Here is a 19,002-nt window from a genome sequence, read left to right on the forward strand (position 1 = left end):
GTTTGCCACCTACACTTTCTCACGGATATTCTTACCAAAGAGCCCGCTGGGCTTAATGATCAGAACAAGAATTAGGATCAGGAATGCTACCGCATCCCGCCAGGTTGATGCTCCCAGACCACTGACAATGGATTCAGTAAGCCCTAAGAAGTATCCCCCAACCATTGCACCGGGAATAATTCCTATTCCTCCAAGCACTGCTGCTACAAACGCTTTAAGTCCGGGAACAATCCCCATCAAAGGATCAATCGTATTAAAGTAAACCCCCATCAATACCCCTGCAGCCGCAGCCAGCGAGGAACCGATAGCAAAGGTTGCCGAAATCGTGTTGTTTACATTAATTCCCATTAATAATGCCGCTTCATTGTCAAAAGATACTGCCCGCATTGCCTTGCCAATTTTCGAATATTTTACAATGCAATGTAAGAGAACCATAAGGAAGAGGGATGTAACAACCATGACTATATCACCATATTTGATGATAATCCCGCCCACATTATAGATCGTCTCGGGAAAGACAGGGGGATAGGTGCGCATTTGAGGTGACACCACTAACATGCCCCCATATTCTAAGAAAAAGGAGACTCCAATAGCCGTAATCAACGCTGCAATCCTAGTGGCATTGCGCAAAGGTTTATAAGCTATACGTTCGATCAGCACACCAAGAGTTGCGCTGACAGCCATTGCTAAAAGCAGCGCCGGAATGAATGACATATGCAAGGTTGTTGTAGCAAACCATCCGGCGTATGCTCCAACCATCATTATATCCCCGTGAGCAAAGTTTATAAGCTTAATAATGCCGTAGACCATAGTATAGCCCAGAGCAACTAAAGCATAGATACTTCCTAGCGAAAGTCCGTTCACGATCTGCTGCAATACTTGCTCAGTTACATTTCCCATATTTTCAACTCCCAACTACCGAATAACATCCAAGAAATACCAAATTATATAGGGGATCTATTTCAATCTAGTGACTTAAACAAAAAGGAGGGAGGGTTTCTCCACCCTCCTTTCTTAATTATGATAAACTAATCCGTCAATAGTATACCACTTGATGCTTAATAACTTATTATTTAGGATCTACCTTTGTCATAAATACGCTCTTACCGCCTTTGTATTGTAAAATAGCGGCACTCTTCACTGGGTTGTGGGTCGCCGGATCTACATTCAATTCTCCGCTGATACCTTGGAAGCCCTTCATAGTCTCCAGAGCACTGCGCAGTTTTTCGGGATCGGTGCTTTGAGCATTCTCAAGCGCCTTAATTAAGAGATTTGCCGTATCATAGCCTAGTGCTGCAAAGGTATCGGGTTCAGAACTGTATTTCCCTTGGAAATCTTTGATAAACTGAGCCATTCCTGGGTCATCCATCGCGCCGTGATTAACATAGTAAGTATTCTCAAGAGCATTCGGCCCGGCAACATCCACTAACTGAGGGGATCCCCAGCCGTCTCCGCCCAGGAATACTTGCTTCATTTCCATTTCACGAGCTTGCTTCATGATCAATCCGACTTCTTGATAATATCCGGGAACAAAGACAACATCTGGGTTAGCGGCTTTGATACGCACCAGTGTCGCCCGGAAGTCCTTGTCACTGCCGGCTACATACTGTTCTTCAGCAACGATCTCTCCGCCGGCCTTTTTGAAGTTTTCTTTAAACGAAGCAGCCAAACCCTTTGAATAATCTCCCTTTTGGTCAATATAAATGGCAGCTTTTTTAACTTTAAGTGTTTCCGAAGCAAAATTTGCAGCTACTTGACCCTGGAAAGGATCAATAAAACAAGCCCGGAAAATCCAAGGTTTTACCTTCCCGTTTTCGAATGTAACATTATCCGATGTCCCTGTCGGTGTAATCAAAGGAACTTTGTTGTCTGTTACTACTTGAACAGCAGCTAACGTATTTCCGCTTGTCATAGGTCCAAGGATCGCTACTACTTTATCTTGAGTAGCCAACTTAGTTGAGGCCACTGTAGATTCTCCCGGGTCTGACTTATTGTCTGCCGATACATATTCCAGTTTCTTTCCCAGTACTCCACCCTTAGCATTTTGCTGTTCAAAGGCTAACTTAATAGCTTTCTCAGCATATTGCCCAAATGCGGCCGCCCCGCCGCTTAATTCTAAGTTTCCGCCAACTTTAATAACTTCGGCTGCCTTTTCGCCGCCGGCTGCTCCACAACCAGTCACTAAGGCAAGGCTTAACAGCGCTGCCGTTGCCAATGAAACTATCTTTCTCATTCTTCTACCCCTCTCCATTATAGACCCTTTTTCTGCACTTTTTTCGTACCTTTTTCATTTTTAAGGCCTTATCGATTATTTCTTCTAGATTCACCCCCATCAGTATTCCCTCAATAGCTTTATGTGATACCGTCAATAAAATCCCCCATCGAAAATATCTTTTCCGATCGGGTTACCCATTAGTAAGAGGCTGTTAGATAACAACTTCTAGTTCTATATTCTATATATAATAGTACCATTTGACAAGCTGTTAAGAGTATAAAGTATCGCGAATTTTTTAAAAACTGCAAGGAAGTTATTAGCAGTATTTTGGATATAACCTAACTATTAAAGTGAACGTAATTTTTACACCTCCGCAAATTCAAAAGAACAAGTAACTTATCTTATTTTTAGAAGTTACCTGCTCTTTAGCTAGTTTGTTCAAATTTGTCGTTAAATATTACTAAACCAGAGTCCGTTTATCTCCTTTACGTTGTGTTACCCGTTGCTGGTCAAAGTATTCCAGCAAGGGCACTGCATATTTTCGAGATGTTCCCCATAACTCCCGAACCTCGGCGACTCCAATCTCACCTTGCACTTGCAACACTTGTACCAAACTCATTTTTGCCTTTGAAATATCGTCCCTTCTATAAAAGAAGCCGCCGATTGAAACCCACTCACCTTGTTCACATAAATATCCCGCGTACTCTTGTATCTCTGTCTTAGGAATCTCACATGATTCAGCTGCAATCCCCAATTCAGGAGGCATAAGTCCAACATTTTGCCAATACGCCCGTAGTGCATCAAGCCTCTTTATTATCAGTGGAGGAAGTTGTACTCCTTCGTTGGTTTGAACTTTGCTTCCGGAGATACGATAATATTTGCGTACAGACCCTTGTTCCAGAATCGTTTGCCAACGACGATGCGTCCATGAAATTCCCAGGCGGGTTTTTAATTCTTCTCTGCTGATTCCGCCGCGCAGAGGATATTCCTCTTCATGAACCCTTACAACTCTAATCAGTTTTGATCTCCATGCTTCTGCGGCGGCCTTGCCCCAGTAGAGTAAAACATCATCCTCCATCCAGATTTCCAATCGTTCCGATTCTTCCAGGGATTTTAAACTCTCTGCTATTTCTGCAGGACTAACATGTAAGAGAGCCGCTAAGTCTGAGCTCGTTCTAGGTTCGTCCATTTCTCTTTCTAAGAGGTCAAGGGGATCCCCTTGGTCCTTAATTCTCATTTGTTCTAAGACACTCTGTTTAAACCGCTTTAACTTATACTTTGCTACGCTAAGTACTTTACCTCCGGCAATCGTATATGTGGGGGAATAGAACCTCAAAACAAATCGATCCCCTGGTGCTGCAAGAACGGGTTCATCTAATAATATTTGAGCAAACCCTTCTTGGCCAGGGGGTATTTCCTCATGGTCCAACAGATGTAAGCGTCCTAAAATTTCGGTCGTCCCAAGATGGAAACGAACTCGTTGTCTTTGGGTTAAGGGTCTATCTGAAGATGAAAGGTTAATCACCTTTAGATCTAAAATTTTCCCTACATTGAATATTTTCGGTGTTACAAGGACTGAACCCCGATCTACTTGAGCAACCTCGACACCTGCCAGATTTACAGCCACCCTCTGTCCGGCCTCCGCAGAGTTAACTTTCTTTTTATAAACCTGCAGAGAGCGAACCTTTGCTATAAGATGGCTTGGTTCAATTGCCAACTCTTGTCCTAATTCTACGGTCCCGCCATGCAGGGTTCCTGTAACCACAGTACCAAACCCCTGAATACTAAAAACACGATCAATCGGCATTCTTACTGGCCCGGTTGATTTTTTACTTTCCACCTCCGAAAGTAATTGATCAATGGTTTCACGAAGCACATCGATCCCTTCACCTGTTACAGCCGAAACCCGACATATACGAGCAGTATTGAAGGCGGTATTTTTCAGTTTCTCCTGTACCTCTTCTTCCACAAGTTCAAGCCACTCCTGATCCACAAGGTCCACCTTATTTAAGACAACAATTCCTCTGGGAATACCTAATAATGTCAAAATATCTAAATGTTCTTGTGTTTGGGGCATGATACCTTCATCTGCCGCAATCACAAGTAACACCACATCCATTCCGCTTGCTCCCGCCAACATCTGACGTACAAATCGTTCATGCCCGGGAACATCAATCATCCCAACTTGCCGGCCGCTTGGAAGCATCATATGGGCAAACCCCAACTCGATAGAGATCCCTCTTTGCTTCTCCTCTTTTAAGCGATCCGTTTCCATCCCGGAAAGAGCCCGAATCAATTCGGTTTTGCCGTGGTCCACATGCCCGGCTGTACCTACTAAATAATGTCGATCATCCATTTTTGTTCCCCTTATTTACTTGGCTTAGACCACAAATTCTTCATAGCTGGTAATTTTGCATGATCTTCACGAACAAAGTCCTCATCACGGCTAAGGAACTGCTTGTAATCCAACTTCACATATGTACTCAATTGGATATCATTCCAAGTTAACTATAGCAAAAAACTCTCTTGTAAACAAATTCTTTTTCGTCGTCCAATCCTCTTTAAATTCCTCTGAACTAAGTTTTCTATCCGCTGTAGATCCGACACTTATCTTCTGAGCCAGTAGTAAAGAATCGCCGGCATAAAAATCAGTCCTAAATAACCAAATAAAGGATAGACAAGCTGCACTATCTGAGAAAATTTCACCCCTGCTGTAGGGATCAGCAGAAGAAATACTATAAATGCTGCCTTACCATAACTCAAGCCTCCAGATTCAGCCACTCTGCTTATCAGACTAAACCCATTTCCTACTGCCGCAGTAATCATGGCTAACCATAAAACCACAACATAGAAAAAGGCAGGCCAATCCCCTAACTTACCCGCAATCCCTACCATAGGAATTTCCAGACCCAATATATCCGGATAACGCAGTAAAGCCGATCCTATAGAAAAAGCAAATAGCCCGAGAGCAATCCCACCCAAAAGCGCTCCTAAACGAGCACCGGCCTTTTGAACCTCTCGCCCCAGTGATGCAAATACCACCATAGCTAAGGTCAGGTTAAAGGAAACATATAAGATCGCCGAAACTGCCCAATTGCTGACAATTGGATTTGGCAGCATCTTGACGTTTTCGCTATCCACCGAAGTAGTGGCAAATATTGCAATTGTTGCAATTCCTAAGCAAAATACGAACTTTAAAGGTATCAGGACTGAATTAATCCATAGAACTCCTTCACCCCGATACAATAAGGCTAAGGCTATAACAGATCCTGTCAAGATAATCCCTAACCACCTGGAAAATCCAAAATACTCCTCAAAAAGAGCCCCACTTCCGGATATCATGGCCAGCATTCCTACAAACAAAAGGATACTGACCAGCTTATCAGCCCATTTCCCCAAGCCCGGCCCCAGTAAACGGTTAAAGAATTGCTTATAGGAAGAGATCTTCCATCGTTCTTGAAGATCTAACATACCCCAACCCAGAAGAGAAAATAATACCGAACTCAGAACAACCCCAATTAATCCCCAATACCCGAAGCGCGCAAAGAATTGCTGAATTTCTTGACCGGAAGCAAAACCAGCCCCCATGACCGCGCCAATATAAGTTGCCGCAACCTGAAACGATACTTTCCACCGCATGATTACTCCCTCCTGCCATCATGCTTATGGGCAGAATGCGAATCTCATGCATAAAAACAAGGCTATTTGGGAAATAATTTAATGAATGATTTATTGTAAGGGGGCAGCTTGTGAGTTTGTTTTCATTATTGACTGAGACTAAAAAAATTAAAGCGCATGTTGATGATTATGCTGCCAAAGCAAAACTGGAAGAACATCTTTCAGATCTTTTTGCTTCTACACACAAACGTCCTGCAGTAATTCTGTGTATCGGAACCGATAGATCAACTGGTGACGCTTTAGGTCCATTGATTGGGACACATCTTTCCCGGCTCAAACTGCCTCAACTTCATGTCTATGGAACATTGGATGATCCTGTACATGCAACGAACCTGGAGCATAACATACTTACAATTAAGAATAACTTTATTAATCCTTTTATTATCGCAGTTGATGCTTGTCTTGGCCGTTTAGATTCTATCGGCTGCATCACACTTGCTCAAGGACCCTTGAAACCTGGAGCAGGCGTGAACAAAAAACTTCCAGAAGTTGGAGAAGTTCATATGACCGGCATTGTAAATGTCGGTGGTTTTATGGAATACATGGTGTTGCAAAATACCAGGCTCAACTTAGTCTGGAGAATGTCAGAAAATATTAGTTCTCTTATAACTCGCTCATACTTAAGAACCCATATAAAACAATAATGACATCCTTAGCAGAAAGATTTAAAGATTTAAATCTTTTGCCCGATCATCGCTTTTGCGACGACTTCTTTTTCTTCATCCGAAAGTAAATACGTAGACTGTCCTCCACTTATTGGTTTGGCATAAACTCTTGCTTCCTCACGACTATGGATAGAACTAAGTACAACTCCATCTCCCTCTTGATTCAAGAGTGCGAAAGCAAAGCTTAAGTCGCTGCCTACATCTTCAAATGCTCTGAAACGAATTAATTCAGCCCGATCTATGCCGGCTTTCAATTTGACTTCAATTGGATTGAGCCTTACTTTGCATTCCTCTAGATTCTGTTCCAGTTTACTTAATTTATCTTGATACTCTTGAAGTAAGATATCCATTTGTTTGCCATTCACAAAGGTTTGTAAGCTTATATAGGATGCCTCAAATCGCTTCATTCGACCATAAAGCAAAATTGTAATTACGGAGAGTAAGAGCAATACAATAGCCATAATACAAGCAGCCCACCAATATAAGGGCATAATACTTTCAATTGTCACCAATAATCACCTGGTTTTTAAAATTGAACAATTCAACTTTCTTTGTCGACTAACAAAGTGGTAGTGCATTGCAAAGAATACTTTTCATTGACTACCTTTAACCAGGTATATTCACTTCCTTCCAGATAAAGTTTTACTATACTATAAGTTTAATATTATCAGAACGTTGGTCTTAATTAATCCTAAATTTCTTACCCTCCTAAATGCAGGCTTGTAAATATTATTGTTATGGGAATGACTATAAACAACCCCGGTAATAGATTGCCCACTTTGATTTCTTTTATTTCTAATATATTTAAGGCTATTCCTACTATAAGAAGACCTCCCGTTGCACTCATTTCCGTAATAACTTGTGAAGACAGAACTCCTTGTAATAGCCCGGCTGAAAGAGTTATTAGTCCTTGATATATAAATACCGGGATCGCTGAGGCTAATACCCCTATTCCCATTGATGAGGCAAACACTATCGCTGATATTCCGTCTAACATAGATTTAGCATAGAGTATGGTATGGTCTCCTGATAGTCCGCTTTTTAATGATCCCATAATAGCCATCGCTCCGACACAGTATATTAAACTTGCTGTAACAAAAGCCTTCGGGAATCTATCCCCTTGACCATTCCTTGAGAATTTGCTCTCAAGCCAATATCCAAATCTCTTTAATTGAAGTTCGATATCAATTAATTCCCCTACAATCCCACCTAAGGCTAGACTTGCAATAACCACCAAGATATTTTCACTTTGGATAGCCATACTTACTCCAATCAGTAATACGGCTAAGCCTATTCCTTGAATAACGGTTCTTTTCATTTTATCCGGTAAAGCATGTCCGAATAATAGTCCTATTAAACCTCCTAACAAAATAGCTATTGTATTTACGATTGTTCCTAACAATTAAGTTACCTTCCTTCTATGCACCTACCTTATGTTCCACGTGGAACATAAGGTAGGTGCATTTACACAATTATCTTCTTTAATGCTCCTATGCTGATATAATACTTACACATTAAGGGAATAATATAGTTGATAATATCATCAAAACCGGGGATTGTTATATTTAGTATGGAAAACACTCTATTTATTACTTAAACTCAAACATAATAAACTATATTACGAAACCCAAACAAAATTTAGACTACCCGACATAAGCAAGGCTTGCTAATCCATCGAAAGGTATGGATTTGTAAGGGTTTACAGATAGTCTTGCGGAATATATGGGCATGGAAACCAATCTTTGGCGTCAAAAAACGTACACTTGGAGTTAAAAACGATGTAGCGTAAACTAAAAAGTTTACCTCAGACCCTACTGAACTTGTCCCAGGAATCGTAGGCACCTACGATTCCTGGGACAAGCCGAGGGGAAGACTCTCATCCTTATGGGGATTGCCTAATTCCGAATTGGATATTAGGGCAAAAAAACAGTAATACTCTGAATGTCTAAGAGAGAAAAAGAAGTTTGATTGGCAAGCCCTAAGTAGGTTATAAATTAACTAATTAACAAATCAAAGTTATAATTAGTTTACCGCCATGAAAAATGAAGAGAATACTGCTTTTTATCATATCAATAATAAACCATTGATACAAGTATCTATTTAGATACCTCCATCAATGGTATTGTCAATAATGTTATCTATTTTCATAGGCGTTGAGGAAAACATTAGACTGTAGTTTATATTACTAAAATAATGTTCCACGTGGAACATTATTTTAGTCAATCCGGATGTTCCACAATTCCAATAGACGATTTAGTTCATCTTCGGAAAAATACTGTACTTCGATAGTTCCCTTTTTAGAGTCCCCCTTAACTATAACCTTTGTTTGAAAGTTGGTTCTTAACTGATCCTGTACATTGTGAAGCAAGGGGTTAATCTCCCGAGGGAGTTTTACATTTTTTACTTTTTCCGTGAGTCTATTAATAAGATTCTCTATGTCCCTTACTGATAATTGCTCTTTTGCCGCTTTTTGAGCTGCAAGTACCTGTAAAGAAGTATCTTTAACACTTAATAACACTTTAGCATGACCTAAGGATATGGAATTATCTCGAAGTAAATCAAGAACAGTATTAGGTAATTGAATGACACGTAGAAGATTTGTAATAGTAGAACGAGCTTTACCCACACGCTGGGCAACCTGTTCCTGACTTAATCCATATTCTTTAATAAGACGCTCATAAGCAAAACCTTCTTCAACAGCGGATAAATCCGCACGTTGAATATTTTCAATTAAAGCACGCTCGGCCATTTCTTGATCCGTACAAAATTGAACAATACACTTAATGGTCGTTAGACCAGCAATCTTGGCCGCCCTCAGCCTACGCTCCCCGGCGATAATAAAATATCGTTCACCAATAGGCCTCACCAAAATTGGTTGCAATAAACCATGAACACGTATTGAATCCGCTAAATCATTTAATGCTTCGGGTTCAAATTCTCTTCTTGGTTGATCAGGATTAGGATCAATACTTGAGATAAGAATTTCCTTTATGTCTGACTCATTTTCTGACTCATCCGAAATTAAGGCCTGGAGCCCCCGTCCTAGTCCTTTCTTAGACACGTTCTAAAACCTCCTTTGCTAAATCACGATATACTTCTGCACCCCTTGAACGACTATCATAAGTATTGATGGCCTTTCCATGGCTAGGGGCTTCACTTAAACGAACATTTCTTGGTACAATCGTTCGAAATACTTTGCGTGGAAAGTATTTTTTTACTTCATCAACTACTTGTATGGCTAAATTCGTGCGTGCATCAAACATTGTTAACAGAGCGCCTAAAATATTTAAATTAGGGTTGAGGTGTTTACGAACCCGTTCCAAAGTATTCATTAAAAGGGTTAACCCCTCAAGAGCGTAATACTCACATTGAATAGGAATAATAACATCAGTTGCCGCAGTTAAAGCATTTAAAGTAAGTAGGCCCAATGAAGGAGGGCAATCAATAATAATAAAATCATAATCGTCTTTTACGGATTCAATGGCATTTCTCAATTTACCCTCTCGTGAATTCTGAGCAACCAATTCAATTTCTGCACCGGCTAATTCAATACGCGCAGGAACAACCTTCAAGCCCTTCTGTTCGGTTTTCATAATTACTTGCTCAAGGGGGATATCATTAATTAATACATCATAAATGCAGCGAGTCAATTTTTGTTTAATTATTCCTACACCACTCGTAGCATTTCCTTGTGGATCTAAGTCAACAAGTAAAACACGTTTTCCTAATTCAGTCAAACAAGCGCTCAAATTTATCGCTGTTGTTGTCTTAGCAACACCGCCTTTTTGATTGGCAACAGCAAACACCTTAGTTATCAATAGTCCACACTTCCTTTATCTCTCGATACAAAATACCACATAACAATAAGTGATACATTAAACTTAACAACAATCCAGACTATAAGACATTTTCTCGTGGTGAAAATCTTCTACCTTCATTGTATCGTATTTAGTAAAACAAATATAGATTTATATTGGCAACAAAACCAATACAATTCGATTTTTAATTATATTTAAGAGTTTCAAAAAGAAGGAAGCATCTTTCAAAGGAGTGAACTAACGCAATTCGAGGCGATAAGCTCTACAAAGCTGGCGCGGAGACAGGGAGCCACAGGTTCACATCGGGTATTACCCAGGGGTTTGGCACGAAAGTGTCCGGTACGATAGTCTCCAGCGGAGAGTATCGCCGAAGCCGTGATCCCTTAAAGAATCCCTACCAGCGTAGGATACAGTTTCGCCGAAGCGGCTATCTCCAAAGAATACTTATCCGCTGAAGGTGGCTCCCTCATCGACGAGGGATCGAGCCTCGGAATACTGCGGTACACGAAGACACTGTCTTCGCACGAATTAACTAATCTTGCACGGATGTGGGGCAAAGCTGCCCGACCCGAGAGCACTCACTTTTTAATCCTCTGATGATGATGCGGCAACGGCATAAACCGCTACTCTAAAAAAGGTCCTAAAGACCTGCAGAAAAATCCCCAGGCCATCAAGCAGGGCAGCTTCGTCCACAGAAGCGAACCCATTGCATGGAGAGGCAGTAAAAGCCCACAAGCCGGTGCGGGGATACGGAGCCACGGGTTCACAAGGTATTACCCGGAGGTTTGGCGGAGTCCCGCACCGGCGAGTGGGCCAGCCTCGGAATGCTGCGGTAAGCGGATGTGGGCGAAACTGCCCGACCCGAGAACACTCACTTTTCAATCTTGCACGGATGTAGGCGAAGCTGCCCGACCCGGACACAGCTCCTTTTCATCCTTAGAGAAAGTATAACATCAATCCAAACCACCTAATAACACAAAAAAAGCGCTATTAACGCTTTTTCTGAAAATCAATACTACTTACGCACCAACCGCAACAATTTTAGGTAAAGGAATATAACGACTCTGCTTAAGAGGCTCGGTTTTTACAACTGTGCCATTCATTTTAACTATGCGAGAAGATTTCACTAAATAACCAGGTTGACCCTCTTGTTTAACAATTGATTCCCCATGGGCAAGTGTTTCATCAACAAGATTTTTAACTTCAAAAGGTATAACAGACTCTGTAGTATTACTTATACTAACTTCCTGCCCCGGAACTACCTTACCATAAAGTTCAATAGTAACTGAATTATTACTGACTTTAGAACGAAGCAAAAGATATCCTTCAGTATTATTAAGAAACTTTAAATCAAGATCAGGAAAGGCAACCGTTGCATCTTGGCCAAGCGGAACATAGGAAATAGCTAAATCATGATTACTTCGTTGGGTAACAGGCAAATTAGCAAGCAATCCGGTATTATATAACGTACTTGAAACTTGACAAATACCCCCTGCCAAGCCTGGAACAAATTGCCCGTTTACAATAACATAGGCATCTTTATATCCTGCCTCTACAGTTCTTTCACCAACGATCTTATTAAAGGATAAAGTATCACCAGGCTTGATTACAGCTTTATCTAAAGCATTTGCGGCAAGACGTACATTCCCGGATCTGGCAGTCTGGGTTGGATCAAATCGAGTCGTATAACTTGCCAAGAGACCGGTAATTTTTTGATCTTCTAACTGGGCAGCAGTTACTTGTGGAAATTGGTCTTTATAATGACCTTGAATCTCAGAAGGTGGATCATAAATATCAATACCTTTAATCTGAGTCATTAAGTCTTCAACATCAACCACTTGTCCAATCTGCTCTTTAGTAATAATCATAGTATTCTGAGGAGAAATCTTAAAAGAAGCATCGACAGCAGGATTATTTAAGGATTCCAGATTCTTATTAAGTTCCTGTAATAAGGTTTCATCGTTCCAATCATGAGATAAACTAAGGTCTATCCCTTTAGTTGCAGAAATCTTATTAATAATCTTATTAAGAATTGATCCATTCCTGCTGATATCATAGGCATCGTTTAGTGCCGAGTCAGCCGATACTAAAAGTCCTAGATCACCAAGCCTAAAATCAGGTGAATGTTGATCAATACTAAGTTTGAGAGTTTGATCCATTAAGCGTTGAATCTCTTTGTCCATTGTCTCTTTGGCCTGATCTTGAGTCATATTACCTATATTCACACCAGAAATGGTTACCCCATTAGTAATTAATTGGTTGTCCCAAGTATAAACTAAAGCCGAAAGACCAGCAAATACGATTAAAGAAAAAATTATAGCCAAATGAATATAGTATTTTTTGATCTTCTTAAAATTAAATCCTGTTCGGGATTTATTAGAAGAACTACGATTGTACGAACCTTTCAAATTGTCCCCCCCTACATCTATCTGAGCAAGCATGATACTATATTCTTAAATTCGACGTTCTACCCGTATTTCCTTCACAGTCCTACATAAAAAAGAGCCTTACTTCTTTGAGTAATGCCCTATTCGAACTAATTATTTAGGATCTAACAACTCAAACAATAGGATTCTTATTAGGAGTACCAGCTTTTCGCGGAAATTGTGAAGGGGTCTGAATCTCTTTCCGAATTAATAGCACTGCTCGATGCTCGGCATTCTCTCCCAAATTAAAATGTTCGATTCCCTCACAGATTCCACCTAAGATCTTTAAAGCCTTCTCAGATTCTGCTAATTCTTGATCAGCCTGTAATCCCTTTGCAGCCAGAAAAAGACCATTTACTTTAAGAACAGGCAAGGCAAACTCCAACAAAATAGGAAGTCTAGCCACTGCACGTGAGCTTACGGTGTCAAAATATCCTCTGTAATGTGAATCTCTGCCAAAATCTTCTGCCCTGGCATGAACCGTTATAACCTTTTTTAAATTTAATTTTTTAATCACCATGTCAAGAAAATCTAATCTCTTTTTTAGAGAATCTACTAGAACAACACTTAACTCCGGCCGCAAAATCTTAAGCGGGATACCCGGAAACCCTGCTCCGGTACCTAAATCAGCAAATCTATTACCTTGAATAAATTTAGAAAGAACCATCGAATCTATAAAGTGCTTTAAAATAACATCTTGGGGATCCGTAATTCTTGTCAAATTCAATTTCTGATTCCACTCAAGCAAGAGGTCCCCAAATTGACAAAGCTGAGTAACCTGTAATTCGCTTAAATCACAGCCAATATATTCATAGGTTAACCTTTTAATTAAAGGAGCATACTCATTAAACACCGTTATTTCTCCTTTCTACGTCGCTGTTCTAAAAAAACGAGTAAAACGGAAATATCAGCCGGAGTTACTCCTGTAATTCGAGAAGCCTGTCCTAAATTTAGAGGCTTGACCTCCATAAGCCTTTGTCTTCCTTCAGTGGATAAGCCCCGGATATCGTCGTAATTAATAGTGACCGGAAGAATCCGCTCTTCCAATTTGGAAAATTTTTCAATATCCTCTAATTGCTTTTCAATATATCCAGCATACTTGGCCTCAATCTCAGCCACTTCTAAAACTTCCGGATCAAACTTATTCAACTCAGGGATAAGCTTTATGAGATGTTTAAGAGAAAGTTCCGGTCTGCGGATCAACTCTTGCGCGCTTATTCCTCCCCGTGTAGGAGTAGACTTTGCTTCAATTAACATCACTTGCAGATCTTCTCTCAGAGGGGAGAAAACCGTAGATTTTAAACATCCTTTTATATACTCAAAGTTTTTCTTCTTTTCATTAAAACGCTGCCACCGTTCTTCGTTGACTAATCCAACCCCTCGTCCTTTCTCAGTTAATCTCAGATCAGCATTATCCTGACGAAGTACAAGCCGATACTCAGCTCGGGATGTTAAAAGACGATAAGGCTCTTTAACACCCTTTGTGACTAGATCATCCACTAAGACTCCTGCATAACCATCTGAACGCCGAAGAACAAAAGGGTCTTTTCCTAATGCTTGCAAAGCAGCATTAACTCCTGCGATTAATCCCTGAGCTGCTGCTTCCTCATATCCGGATGTTCCATTTAGCTGCCCGGCCGTAAATAAACCTTTTAATTGGCGAACCTCTAAACAAAGGGAAAGCTGACGAGGTAAAACATAATCATATTCAATTGCATACCCAGGTCTTAACATACGAACATTCTCTAAACCTGGAATACTTTCCAATATTTGAATTTGAACCTCCTCAGGCATGCTGGTCGATAAACCTGCCACATAAAGTTCATCACTCTGCCAGCCTTCAGGCTCTAAAAAAATCTGATGAGAATCCCGATCCGCGAAACGAACCACTTTATCTTCGATGGAAGGACAATAGCGCGGACCAATGCCCTCAATTTTTCCTGAGTACAAAGGTGCACGATAAAGATTATCCCGAATAATACCGTGAGTTTTAGCTGAGGTATATCCTAACCAACAGGATTCTTGTTTAGAAGGATCTCCATGCCAAAACTTAGACTCAGTGGGCATAAATGAAAAACGCCAAGGGATTTGATCACCGGGTTGGATAGAAAACTTTGAATAATCAACAGACTGGCGCTGAATCCTTGGTGGTGTTCCTGTTTTAAATCTGCCTAATTCTACACCGAATTCTTTGAGCGAATCTGAAAGAGACATTGCCGGCATCTGACCATTGGGTCCGCCTTGGTACATAGAATCTCCAATAATTATCCTGCCGCGCAGATAAGTTCCGCTTGTCAATACAATATTCCCTGATTCAAATCGTGCACCGGTACGAGTTACAACACCGGCTATCTTATAATTATCAACAACAATTCTTTCTACAAGACCTTGAATAATCGTCAATTGAGGCTGCGAAAGCAACACATTTCGCATATGATTTTGATAGGCTTGTTTATCCGATTGTATTCTCAAGGCATGAACAGCCGGACCCTTTCCAGTATTCAGCATTTTAACTTGTAACGAGGTCTCATCCGCAGTAATACCCATTTGACCACCTAAAGCATCAATTTCCCGAACTAAATGCCCCTTAGCTGGTCCTCCCAGAGAAGGATTACACGGCATATGTGCAACCGTATCTAAACTTAAAGTAAGCAAAAGCGTCTCGCAGCCAATTCGTGCGGCGGCAAGAGCGGCCTCACATCCGGCATGTCCTGCTCCGACGACGATCACATCGTATTTTCCAGCAAAGTATTCCAAAACTCATCCTACTTTCCAATACAAAATCGAGAAAAAATATCCTCAAGAAGGGACTCTTGAACATCATGACCTGTTATTTCCGAAACATATTGTAAAGCTCGTCGAATATCAATAGAAAGTATATCCCAAGGCATCCCTAACTGCAAACTCTCCAGTGCTTGTTTCAAAGCACTGTCACAATGCACTAAAGAAGAAATCTGCCGTACATTGGAAAGAAGTGGATCTGTGGAGGGAATACTCTCTCCTTGATAAACTCTCTTTCTTATTTCCTCTTCCAGCTCTGTAAATCCCCTGTTCTCATGAACCGAAAAAGGTATCCAGAATCCTTTCTCACTAAGCGAAATAACCTCTTGATTTTCGTTCAATAAATCTATTTTATTAACAAGCACAATAACCTTATGGTCGTAAGTATTTAAAATCTGATAGTCTATCTCTGTCAGGGGCCTATCAGCCTGCACCACTAACAAGATTAATTCAGCCGTTGTTAAGGCTTTCCAAGATCTTTCAATGCCAAGACGCTCTACAAGATCATCACTCTCACAGATACCTGCCGTATCTACCAATTGCAGAAGGATTCCTCCTACACTGACAGATTCCCTAATTTCATCACGTGTTGTTCCCGGAATATCCGTCACAATCGCTCGTTCTTCATGCAAAAGAGCGTTAAGCAAACTTGATTTTCCAACATTAGGTTGTCCAACAATGACCGTAAGTAAGCCTTCCCGCAGTATTTTACCTGTCTTACTCCCTGCCAATAAACGATTGGCATGAATAAGAGCCTTATTAATTAAGGACTGAAGAGATTCTCTATCTAAGCTTTCAACATCATCTTCCGGAAAATCTATGCCGGCTTCTATGAAGGCAAGAACTTCTAAAATTTCTTCCCTTAAACTAATAATTGAATCTGAGAGTCCGCCATTCAACTGAGATAATGCTAAATTTGCAGATGTCTCAGTTCGAGAGCTAATTAAATCAATCACGGCCTCTGCTTGAACTAAATCAAGCTTTCCGTTCAAAAACGCCCGTTTAGAGAACTCACCTGGTTCAGCTAACCGTGCACCATGACGAATACAGGCCTCTAAAATTCTCTGAGCAACAAAAGGGCCTCCATGACAGTTGATTTCATAAACATCCTCACCTGTATAAGAAGAAGGAGCCAACATCCTGCCGATCAGAACTTCATCAAGAATTCTATCCTCATCACGTAAAACCCCAAGATTCAGAGTAAAATTTTCGTCAAGTAACCAGCGTTTTTTATTCTGCGGTTCAAAGGATTTTTCAATAATTTCCCTGGCTTTAGAACCACTTAATCTTAAAATATGAATACTTGCCTCACCCATGGCCGTTGCCATTGCCACAATCGTATCTTCCAAAGCATTCAGCTCCATCTATTGAACTAATCTATAGTTCTTCGTCTGATTAGAATAAAAAAGAGGGGGTTTACCCCTCTTTAGCCTCTTTTAAGTGATATTACAACCCTTCGATTCGGATCATCGCCCTCACTAAAGGTTGAAATTCTAGCTTCATCCTGTAAAGAAGTGTGGATAATTCGCCGCTCATGAGGGTTCATCGGCTCTAACACTATCCTTGTGCCTGTCCTCTTTACTTTTTCTGATAATCGTTTGGCGAGACGAACCAAAGTTTCTTCGCGACGCAGCCTATATCCTTCTACATCAACAATAATTCGCACTCTCTCAGAGAGTTGTTTTGCCACGGCTAAATTTGTTAAATATTGAAGAGCATCCAGCGTATCTCCACGCCGGCCGATAAGAATCCCAAGTTCCGGACCAGCTATATTAATATGCCAGTGTTCTCCAGTTTTACTCACCTGGGTATCAGCTTTTACACTAATCGCCTGACAGACCTTTTGTATAAAGTCAGCAGCTAACAGACCCGGATTATCTTCATAAGAAACACGTACTCTTGCAAGACGAGTTCCAAAGAGACCAAATAGCCCTTTCTTAGCAGGTTCTTCTAAAACCTCAATTTTAACACGATCACGATCAACGCCCAACTCGGTAATCCCCGCACAGATAGCTTCTTCAACTGTCTTCCCAGTTTTCTCTGCAATCCTCATGAACGATCCTCCTCACGCTTACACGTTCCCTATATTGCTTTCTTAGTTTTGTTCGATAATCTGTTATTAATAAACAATTGTTGAAAAATCGACACAACATTCATAGTTACCCAATATAAGGCTAAGCCTGCTGGAACCGTAGCACTAATGTAAGCAAAAAATGCCGGCATAATGTACAACATCGTCTTTTGGGTTGGGTCTGTTGTAGCATTTGGACTGGTCAATCTGGTTTGCAGATAAGTAGTTGCTGCGGCAAATATAGGCAGAATTAAATGATAAGAAAGAGCAAATCCATATTTTCTTGTCAAATCAAAACCTAGGAACAAATGCGCAGTAGGATTTGTCGGATCATACGGAAAATTTAGCAGTGCGCTATATAATGCCCAAAAAATCGGCAGTTGAACTAAAATCGGCAGACAACCGCCTAATGGGTTAACATTATGTTCTTTGTATAACTCCATAACTGCAGCATTAGCTTTTTCTTTATTATTTTTGTATTTTTCCTGCAGCGCTTTAATCTTTGGCTGTAAATCAACGGTTTTACGCATCGAGGCCATTTGTTTATAAGTCAACGGAAAGATCAGGGTTTTAATTAACATAGTTAAAAGTATAATGGCTACCCCATAATAGGGCAGACCTACTGAACTTGACAAATTATAGAGTATATCTAATAAATTCTTCATTCCCTCAACGATCGTACTCACAAAAGCCCTCCTTAAACTGGATCATGCCCTCCCGGATTAAACGGATGACATCTTAGGATTCTTCTAATTGATTTCCAACTTCCTTTAATAAGTCCGTACTTCTGTAAAGCCTGAATGGAATATTCCGAACAGCTGGGATAAAAACGGCAAGTTTGTCCCTTTAAAGGAGAAATAAATTTTTGGTACACACGAATCAAACCAACCAAAATATAATTCATTTATTTACTCACTTTTTTCAATATATTAGCTTTCCATAAAATATTCATTATACTCTTTTCGACTTCAGAGTAGGAAACTCCTTTGATTCTCACCCTAGCAATACAAATAATTTGTATATCTTTTCTTATTTCTGATAGATGAAGGCGGATGACTTCCCTCATCAATCTCTTTGCCCGATTACGTTGAACAGCATTTCCAACTTTTTTAGAGGCGATAAAAGCAAAGCGATTAGGTCCTTTAGAAAAAATATAAATAGCAACATATTTGTTAGAATAGTTTTTTCCGAGTTCAAAAATTGTTTTGAAGCCCGATTTTTGGCGCAAGCGGTATTTTTTTTGTAACATAAGTCCTCCAGGCTTCCATACCTATATTCTAACTCACTATGCTTCAGTTTAAACGTTTCAGGAGCAAGTATGAAACCATAGAAAATTATTTAAAAAAAA

Annotated in this window: 19 protein-coding genes; 2 read left to right on the forward strand and 17 right to left on the reverse strand. The window is 40.4% G+C overall.

Annotated elements, in window-relative coordinates:
• Nucleotides 1-9: 9 nt before the first annotated feature.
• The 5 genes from DESYODRAFT_RS26355 to DESYODRAFT_RS26370 all read right to left on the reverse strand — a co-directional run bounded on the left by DESYODRAFT_RS26355 (nt 10) and on the right by DESYODRAFT_RS26370 (nt 5,854).
• Entirely contained in the window at nt 10-900 is an 891-nt protein-coding gene (locus DESYODRAFT_RS26355; RefSeq protein ID WP_007787694.1) for a branched-chain amino acid ABC transporter permease, read from the reverse strand.
• Between the two features lie 169 nt (nt 901-1,069).
• The gene (locus DESYODRAFT_RS26360) at nt 1,070-2,233 is read right to left on the reverse strand and encodes an ABC transporter substrate-binding protein (protein ID WP_007787696.1); all 1,164 of its coding nucleotides are present in this window, start codon (nt 2,231-2,233) and stop codon (nt 1,070-1,072) included.
• A gap of 4 nt (nt 2,234-2,237) precedes the next feature.
• A complete protein-coding gene (locus tag DESYODRAFT_RS29695; protein WP_282433044.1) occupies nt 2,238-2,369 on the reverse strand; it encodes a hypothetical protein in 132 nt (43 codons plus the stop codon).
• 306 nt (nt 2,370-2,675) lie between these two features.
• Nucleotides 2,676-4,571, reverse strand: coding sequence for a selenocysteine-specific translation elongation factor (gene selB, locus DESYODRAFT_RS26365; RefSeq protein WP_007787697.1), 1,896 nt, complete (start codon nt 4,569-4,571; stop codon nt 2,676-2,678).
• 251 nt (nt 4,572-4,822) lie between these two features.
• The gene (locus tag DESYODRAFT_RS26370) at nt 4,823-5,854 is read right to left on the reverse strand and encodes a YkvI family membrane protein (RefSeq protein WP_007787698.1); all 1,032 of its coding nucleotides are present in this window, start codon (nt 5,852-5,854) and stop codon (nt 4,823-4,825) included.
• Nucleotides 5,855-5,964: 110 nt separating this feature from the next.
• Here DESYODRAFT_RS26370 and yyaC point away from each other — a divergent pair, with 110 nt between their 5' ends.
• Nucleotides 5,965-6,537: a spore protease YyaC gene (yyaC, locus tag DESYODRAFT_RS26375; protein WP_007787699.1), complete on the forward strand. Its 573-nt coding sequence runs from the start codon at nt 5,965-5,967 to the stop codon at nt 6,535-6,537.
• Between the two features lie 29 nt (nt 6,538-6,566).
• On the opposite strand, the gene DESYODRAFT_RS26380 is transcribed toward yyaC, so the two are convergent.
• From DESYODRAFT_RS26380 to DESYODRAFT_RS26395, 4 genes are all read right to left on the reverse strand, one after another.
• The gene (locus DESYODRAFT_RS26380) at nt 6,567-7,067 is read right to left on the reverse strand and encodes a DUF4446 family protein (RefSeq protein WP_007787700.1); all 501 of its coding nucleotides are present in this window, start codon (nt 7,065-7,067) and stop codon (nt 6,567-6,569) included.
• 191 nt (nt 7,068-7,258) lie between these two features.
• On the reverse strand, nt 7,259-7,960 hold the full coding sequence (locus tag DESYODRAFT_RS26385) for a DUF554 domain-containing protein (RefSeq protein ID WP_007787701.1): 702 nt from the start codon (nt 7,958-7,960) through the stop codon (nt 7,259-7,261).
• 813 nt (nt 7,961-8,773) lie between these two features.
• On the reverse strand, nt 8,774-9,619 hold the full coding sequence (locus DESYODRAFT_RS26390) for a ParB/RepB/Spo0J family partition protein (RefSeq protein ID WP_007787702.1): 846 nt from the start codon (nt 9,617-9,619) through the stop codon (nt 8,774-8,776).
• A complete protein-coding gene (locus DESYODRAFT_RS26395; RefSeq protein WP_042340157.1) occupies nt 9,612-10,373 on the reverse strand; it encodes a ParA family protein in 762 nt (253 codons plus the stop codon). The genes DESYODRAFT_RS26390 and DESYODRAFT_RS26395 overlap by 8 nt, the downstream gene beginning before the upstream one ends.
• 709 nt (nt 10,374-11,082) lie before the next feature.
• On the opposite strand from DESYODRAFT_RS26395, the gene DESYODRAFT_RS28880 reads away from it, so the two are divergent.
• The gene (locus DESYODRAFT_RS28880; RefSeq protein WP_169315906.1) at nt 11,083-11,274 is read left to right on the forward strand and encodes a hypothetical protein; all 192 of its coding nucleotides are present in this window, start codon (nt 11,083-11,085) and stop codon (nt 11,272-11,274) included.
• Nucleotides 11,275-11,395: 121 nt separating this feature from the next.
• Here DESYODRAFT_RS28880 and DESYODRAFT_RS26405 read toward each other — a convergent pair whose 3' ends face one another.
• From DESYODRAFT_RS26405 to rnpA, 8 genes are all read right to left on the reverse strand, one after another.
• On the reverse strand, nt 11,396-12,784 hold the full coding sequence (locus DESYODRAFT_RS26405; RefSeq protein WP_007787705.1) for a VanW family protein: 1,389 nt from the start codon (nt 12,782-12,784) through the stop codon (nt 11,396-11,398).
• Between the two features lie 151 nt (nt 12,785-12,935).
• Complete coding sequence (rsmG, locus tag DESYODRAFT_RS26410) at nt 12,936-13,655, reverse strand: 16S rRNA (guanine(527)-N(7))-methyltransferase RsmG (RefSeq protein WP_007787706.1); 720 nt, start codon at nt 13,653-13,655, stop codon at nt 12,936-12,938.
• A gap of 2 nt (nt 13,656-13,657) precedes the next feature.
• Nucleotides 13,658-15,559, reverse strand: coding sequence for a tRNA uridine-5-carboxymethylaminomethyl(34) synthesis enzyme MnmG (mnmG, locus tag DESYODRAFT_RS26415; RefSeq protein ID WP_007787707.1), 1,902 nt, complete (start codon nt 15,557-15,559; stop codon nt 13,658-13,660).
• Nucleotides 15,560-15,567: 8 nt separating this feature from the next.
• Nucleotides 15,568-16,932: a tRNA uridine-5-carboxymethylaminomethyl(34) synthesis GTPase MnmE gene (mnmE, locus tag DESYODRAFT_RS26420; RefSeq protein WP_007787708.1), complete on the reverse strand. Its 1,365-nt coding sequence runs from the start codon at nt 16,930-16,932 to the stop codon at nt 15,568-15,570.
• Between the two features lie 77 nt (nt 16,933-17,009).
• Nucleotides 17,010-17,636, reverse strand: coding sequence for an RNA-binding cell elongation regulator Jag/EloR (gene jag / locus DESYODRAFT_RS26425; protein ID WP_007787709.1), 627 nt, complete (start codon nt 17,634-17,636; stop codon nt 17,010-17,012).
• Between the two features lie 29 nt (nt 17,637-17,665).
• Nucleotides 17,666-18,340: a YidC/Oxa1 family membrane protein insertase gene (locus DESYODRAFT_RS26430; protein ID WP_007787710.1), complete on the reverse strand. Its 675-nt coding sequence runs from the start codon at nt 18,338-18,340 to the stop codon at nt 17,666-17,668.
• Nucleotides 18,341-18,351: 11 nt separating this feature from the next.
• Complete coding sequence (yidD, locus tag DESYODRAFT_RS26435; protein WP_007787711.1) at nt 18,352-18,558, reverse strand: membrane protein insertion efficiency factor YidD; 207 nt, start codon at nt 18,556-18,558, stop codon at nt 18,352-18,354.
• Entirely contained in the window at nt 18,559-18,903 is a 345-nt protein-coding gene (rnpA, locus tag DESYODRAFT_RS26440) for a ribonuclease P protein component (RefSeq protein WP_007787713.1), read from the reverse strand.
• Nucleotides 18,904-19,002: the final 99 nt, after the last annotated feature.

The organism is Desulfosporosinus youngiae DSM 17734 (assembly GCF_000244895.1).
Lineage (GTDB): Bacteria > Bacillota > Desulfitobacteriia > Desulfitobacteriales > Desulfitobacteriaceae > Desulfosporosinus > Desulfosporosinus youngiae.

Excerpts from the sequence above, each read along its gene's own strand:
- DESYODRAFT_RS26355 (WP_007787694.1), bottom strand. The coding sequence starts at position 900 with ATGGGAAATGTAACTGAGCAAGTATTGCAGCAGATCGTGAACGGACTT.
- DESYODRAFT_RS26360 (WP_007787696.1), bottom strand. The coding sequence starts at position 2,233 with ATGAGAAAGATAGTTTCATTGGCAACGGCAGCGCTGTTAAGCCTTGCC.
- selB (WP_007787697.1), bottom strand. The coding sequence starts at position 4,571 with ATGGATGATCGACATTATTTAGTAGGTACAGCCGGGCATGTGGACCAC.
- DESYODRAFT_RS26370 (WP_007787698.1), bottom strand. The coding sequence starts at position 5,854 with ATGCGGTGGAAAGTATCGTTTCAGGTTGCGGCAACTTATATTGGCGCG.
- jag (WP_007787709.1), bottom strand. The coding sequence starts at position 17,636 with ATGAGGATTGCAGAGAAAACTGGGAAGACAGTTGAAGAAGCTATCTGT.
- yidD (WP_007787711.1), bottom strand. The coding sequence starts at position 18,558 with ATGAATTATATTTTGGTTGGTTTGATTCGTGTGTACCAAAAATTTATT.
- rnpA (WP_007787713.1), bottom strand. The coding sequence starts at position 18,903 with ATGTTACAAAAAAAATACCGCTTGCGCCAAAAATCGGGCTTCAAAACA.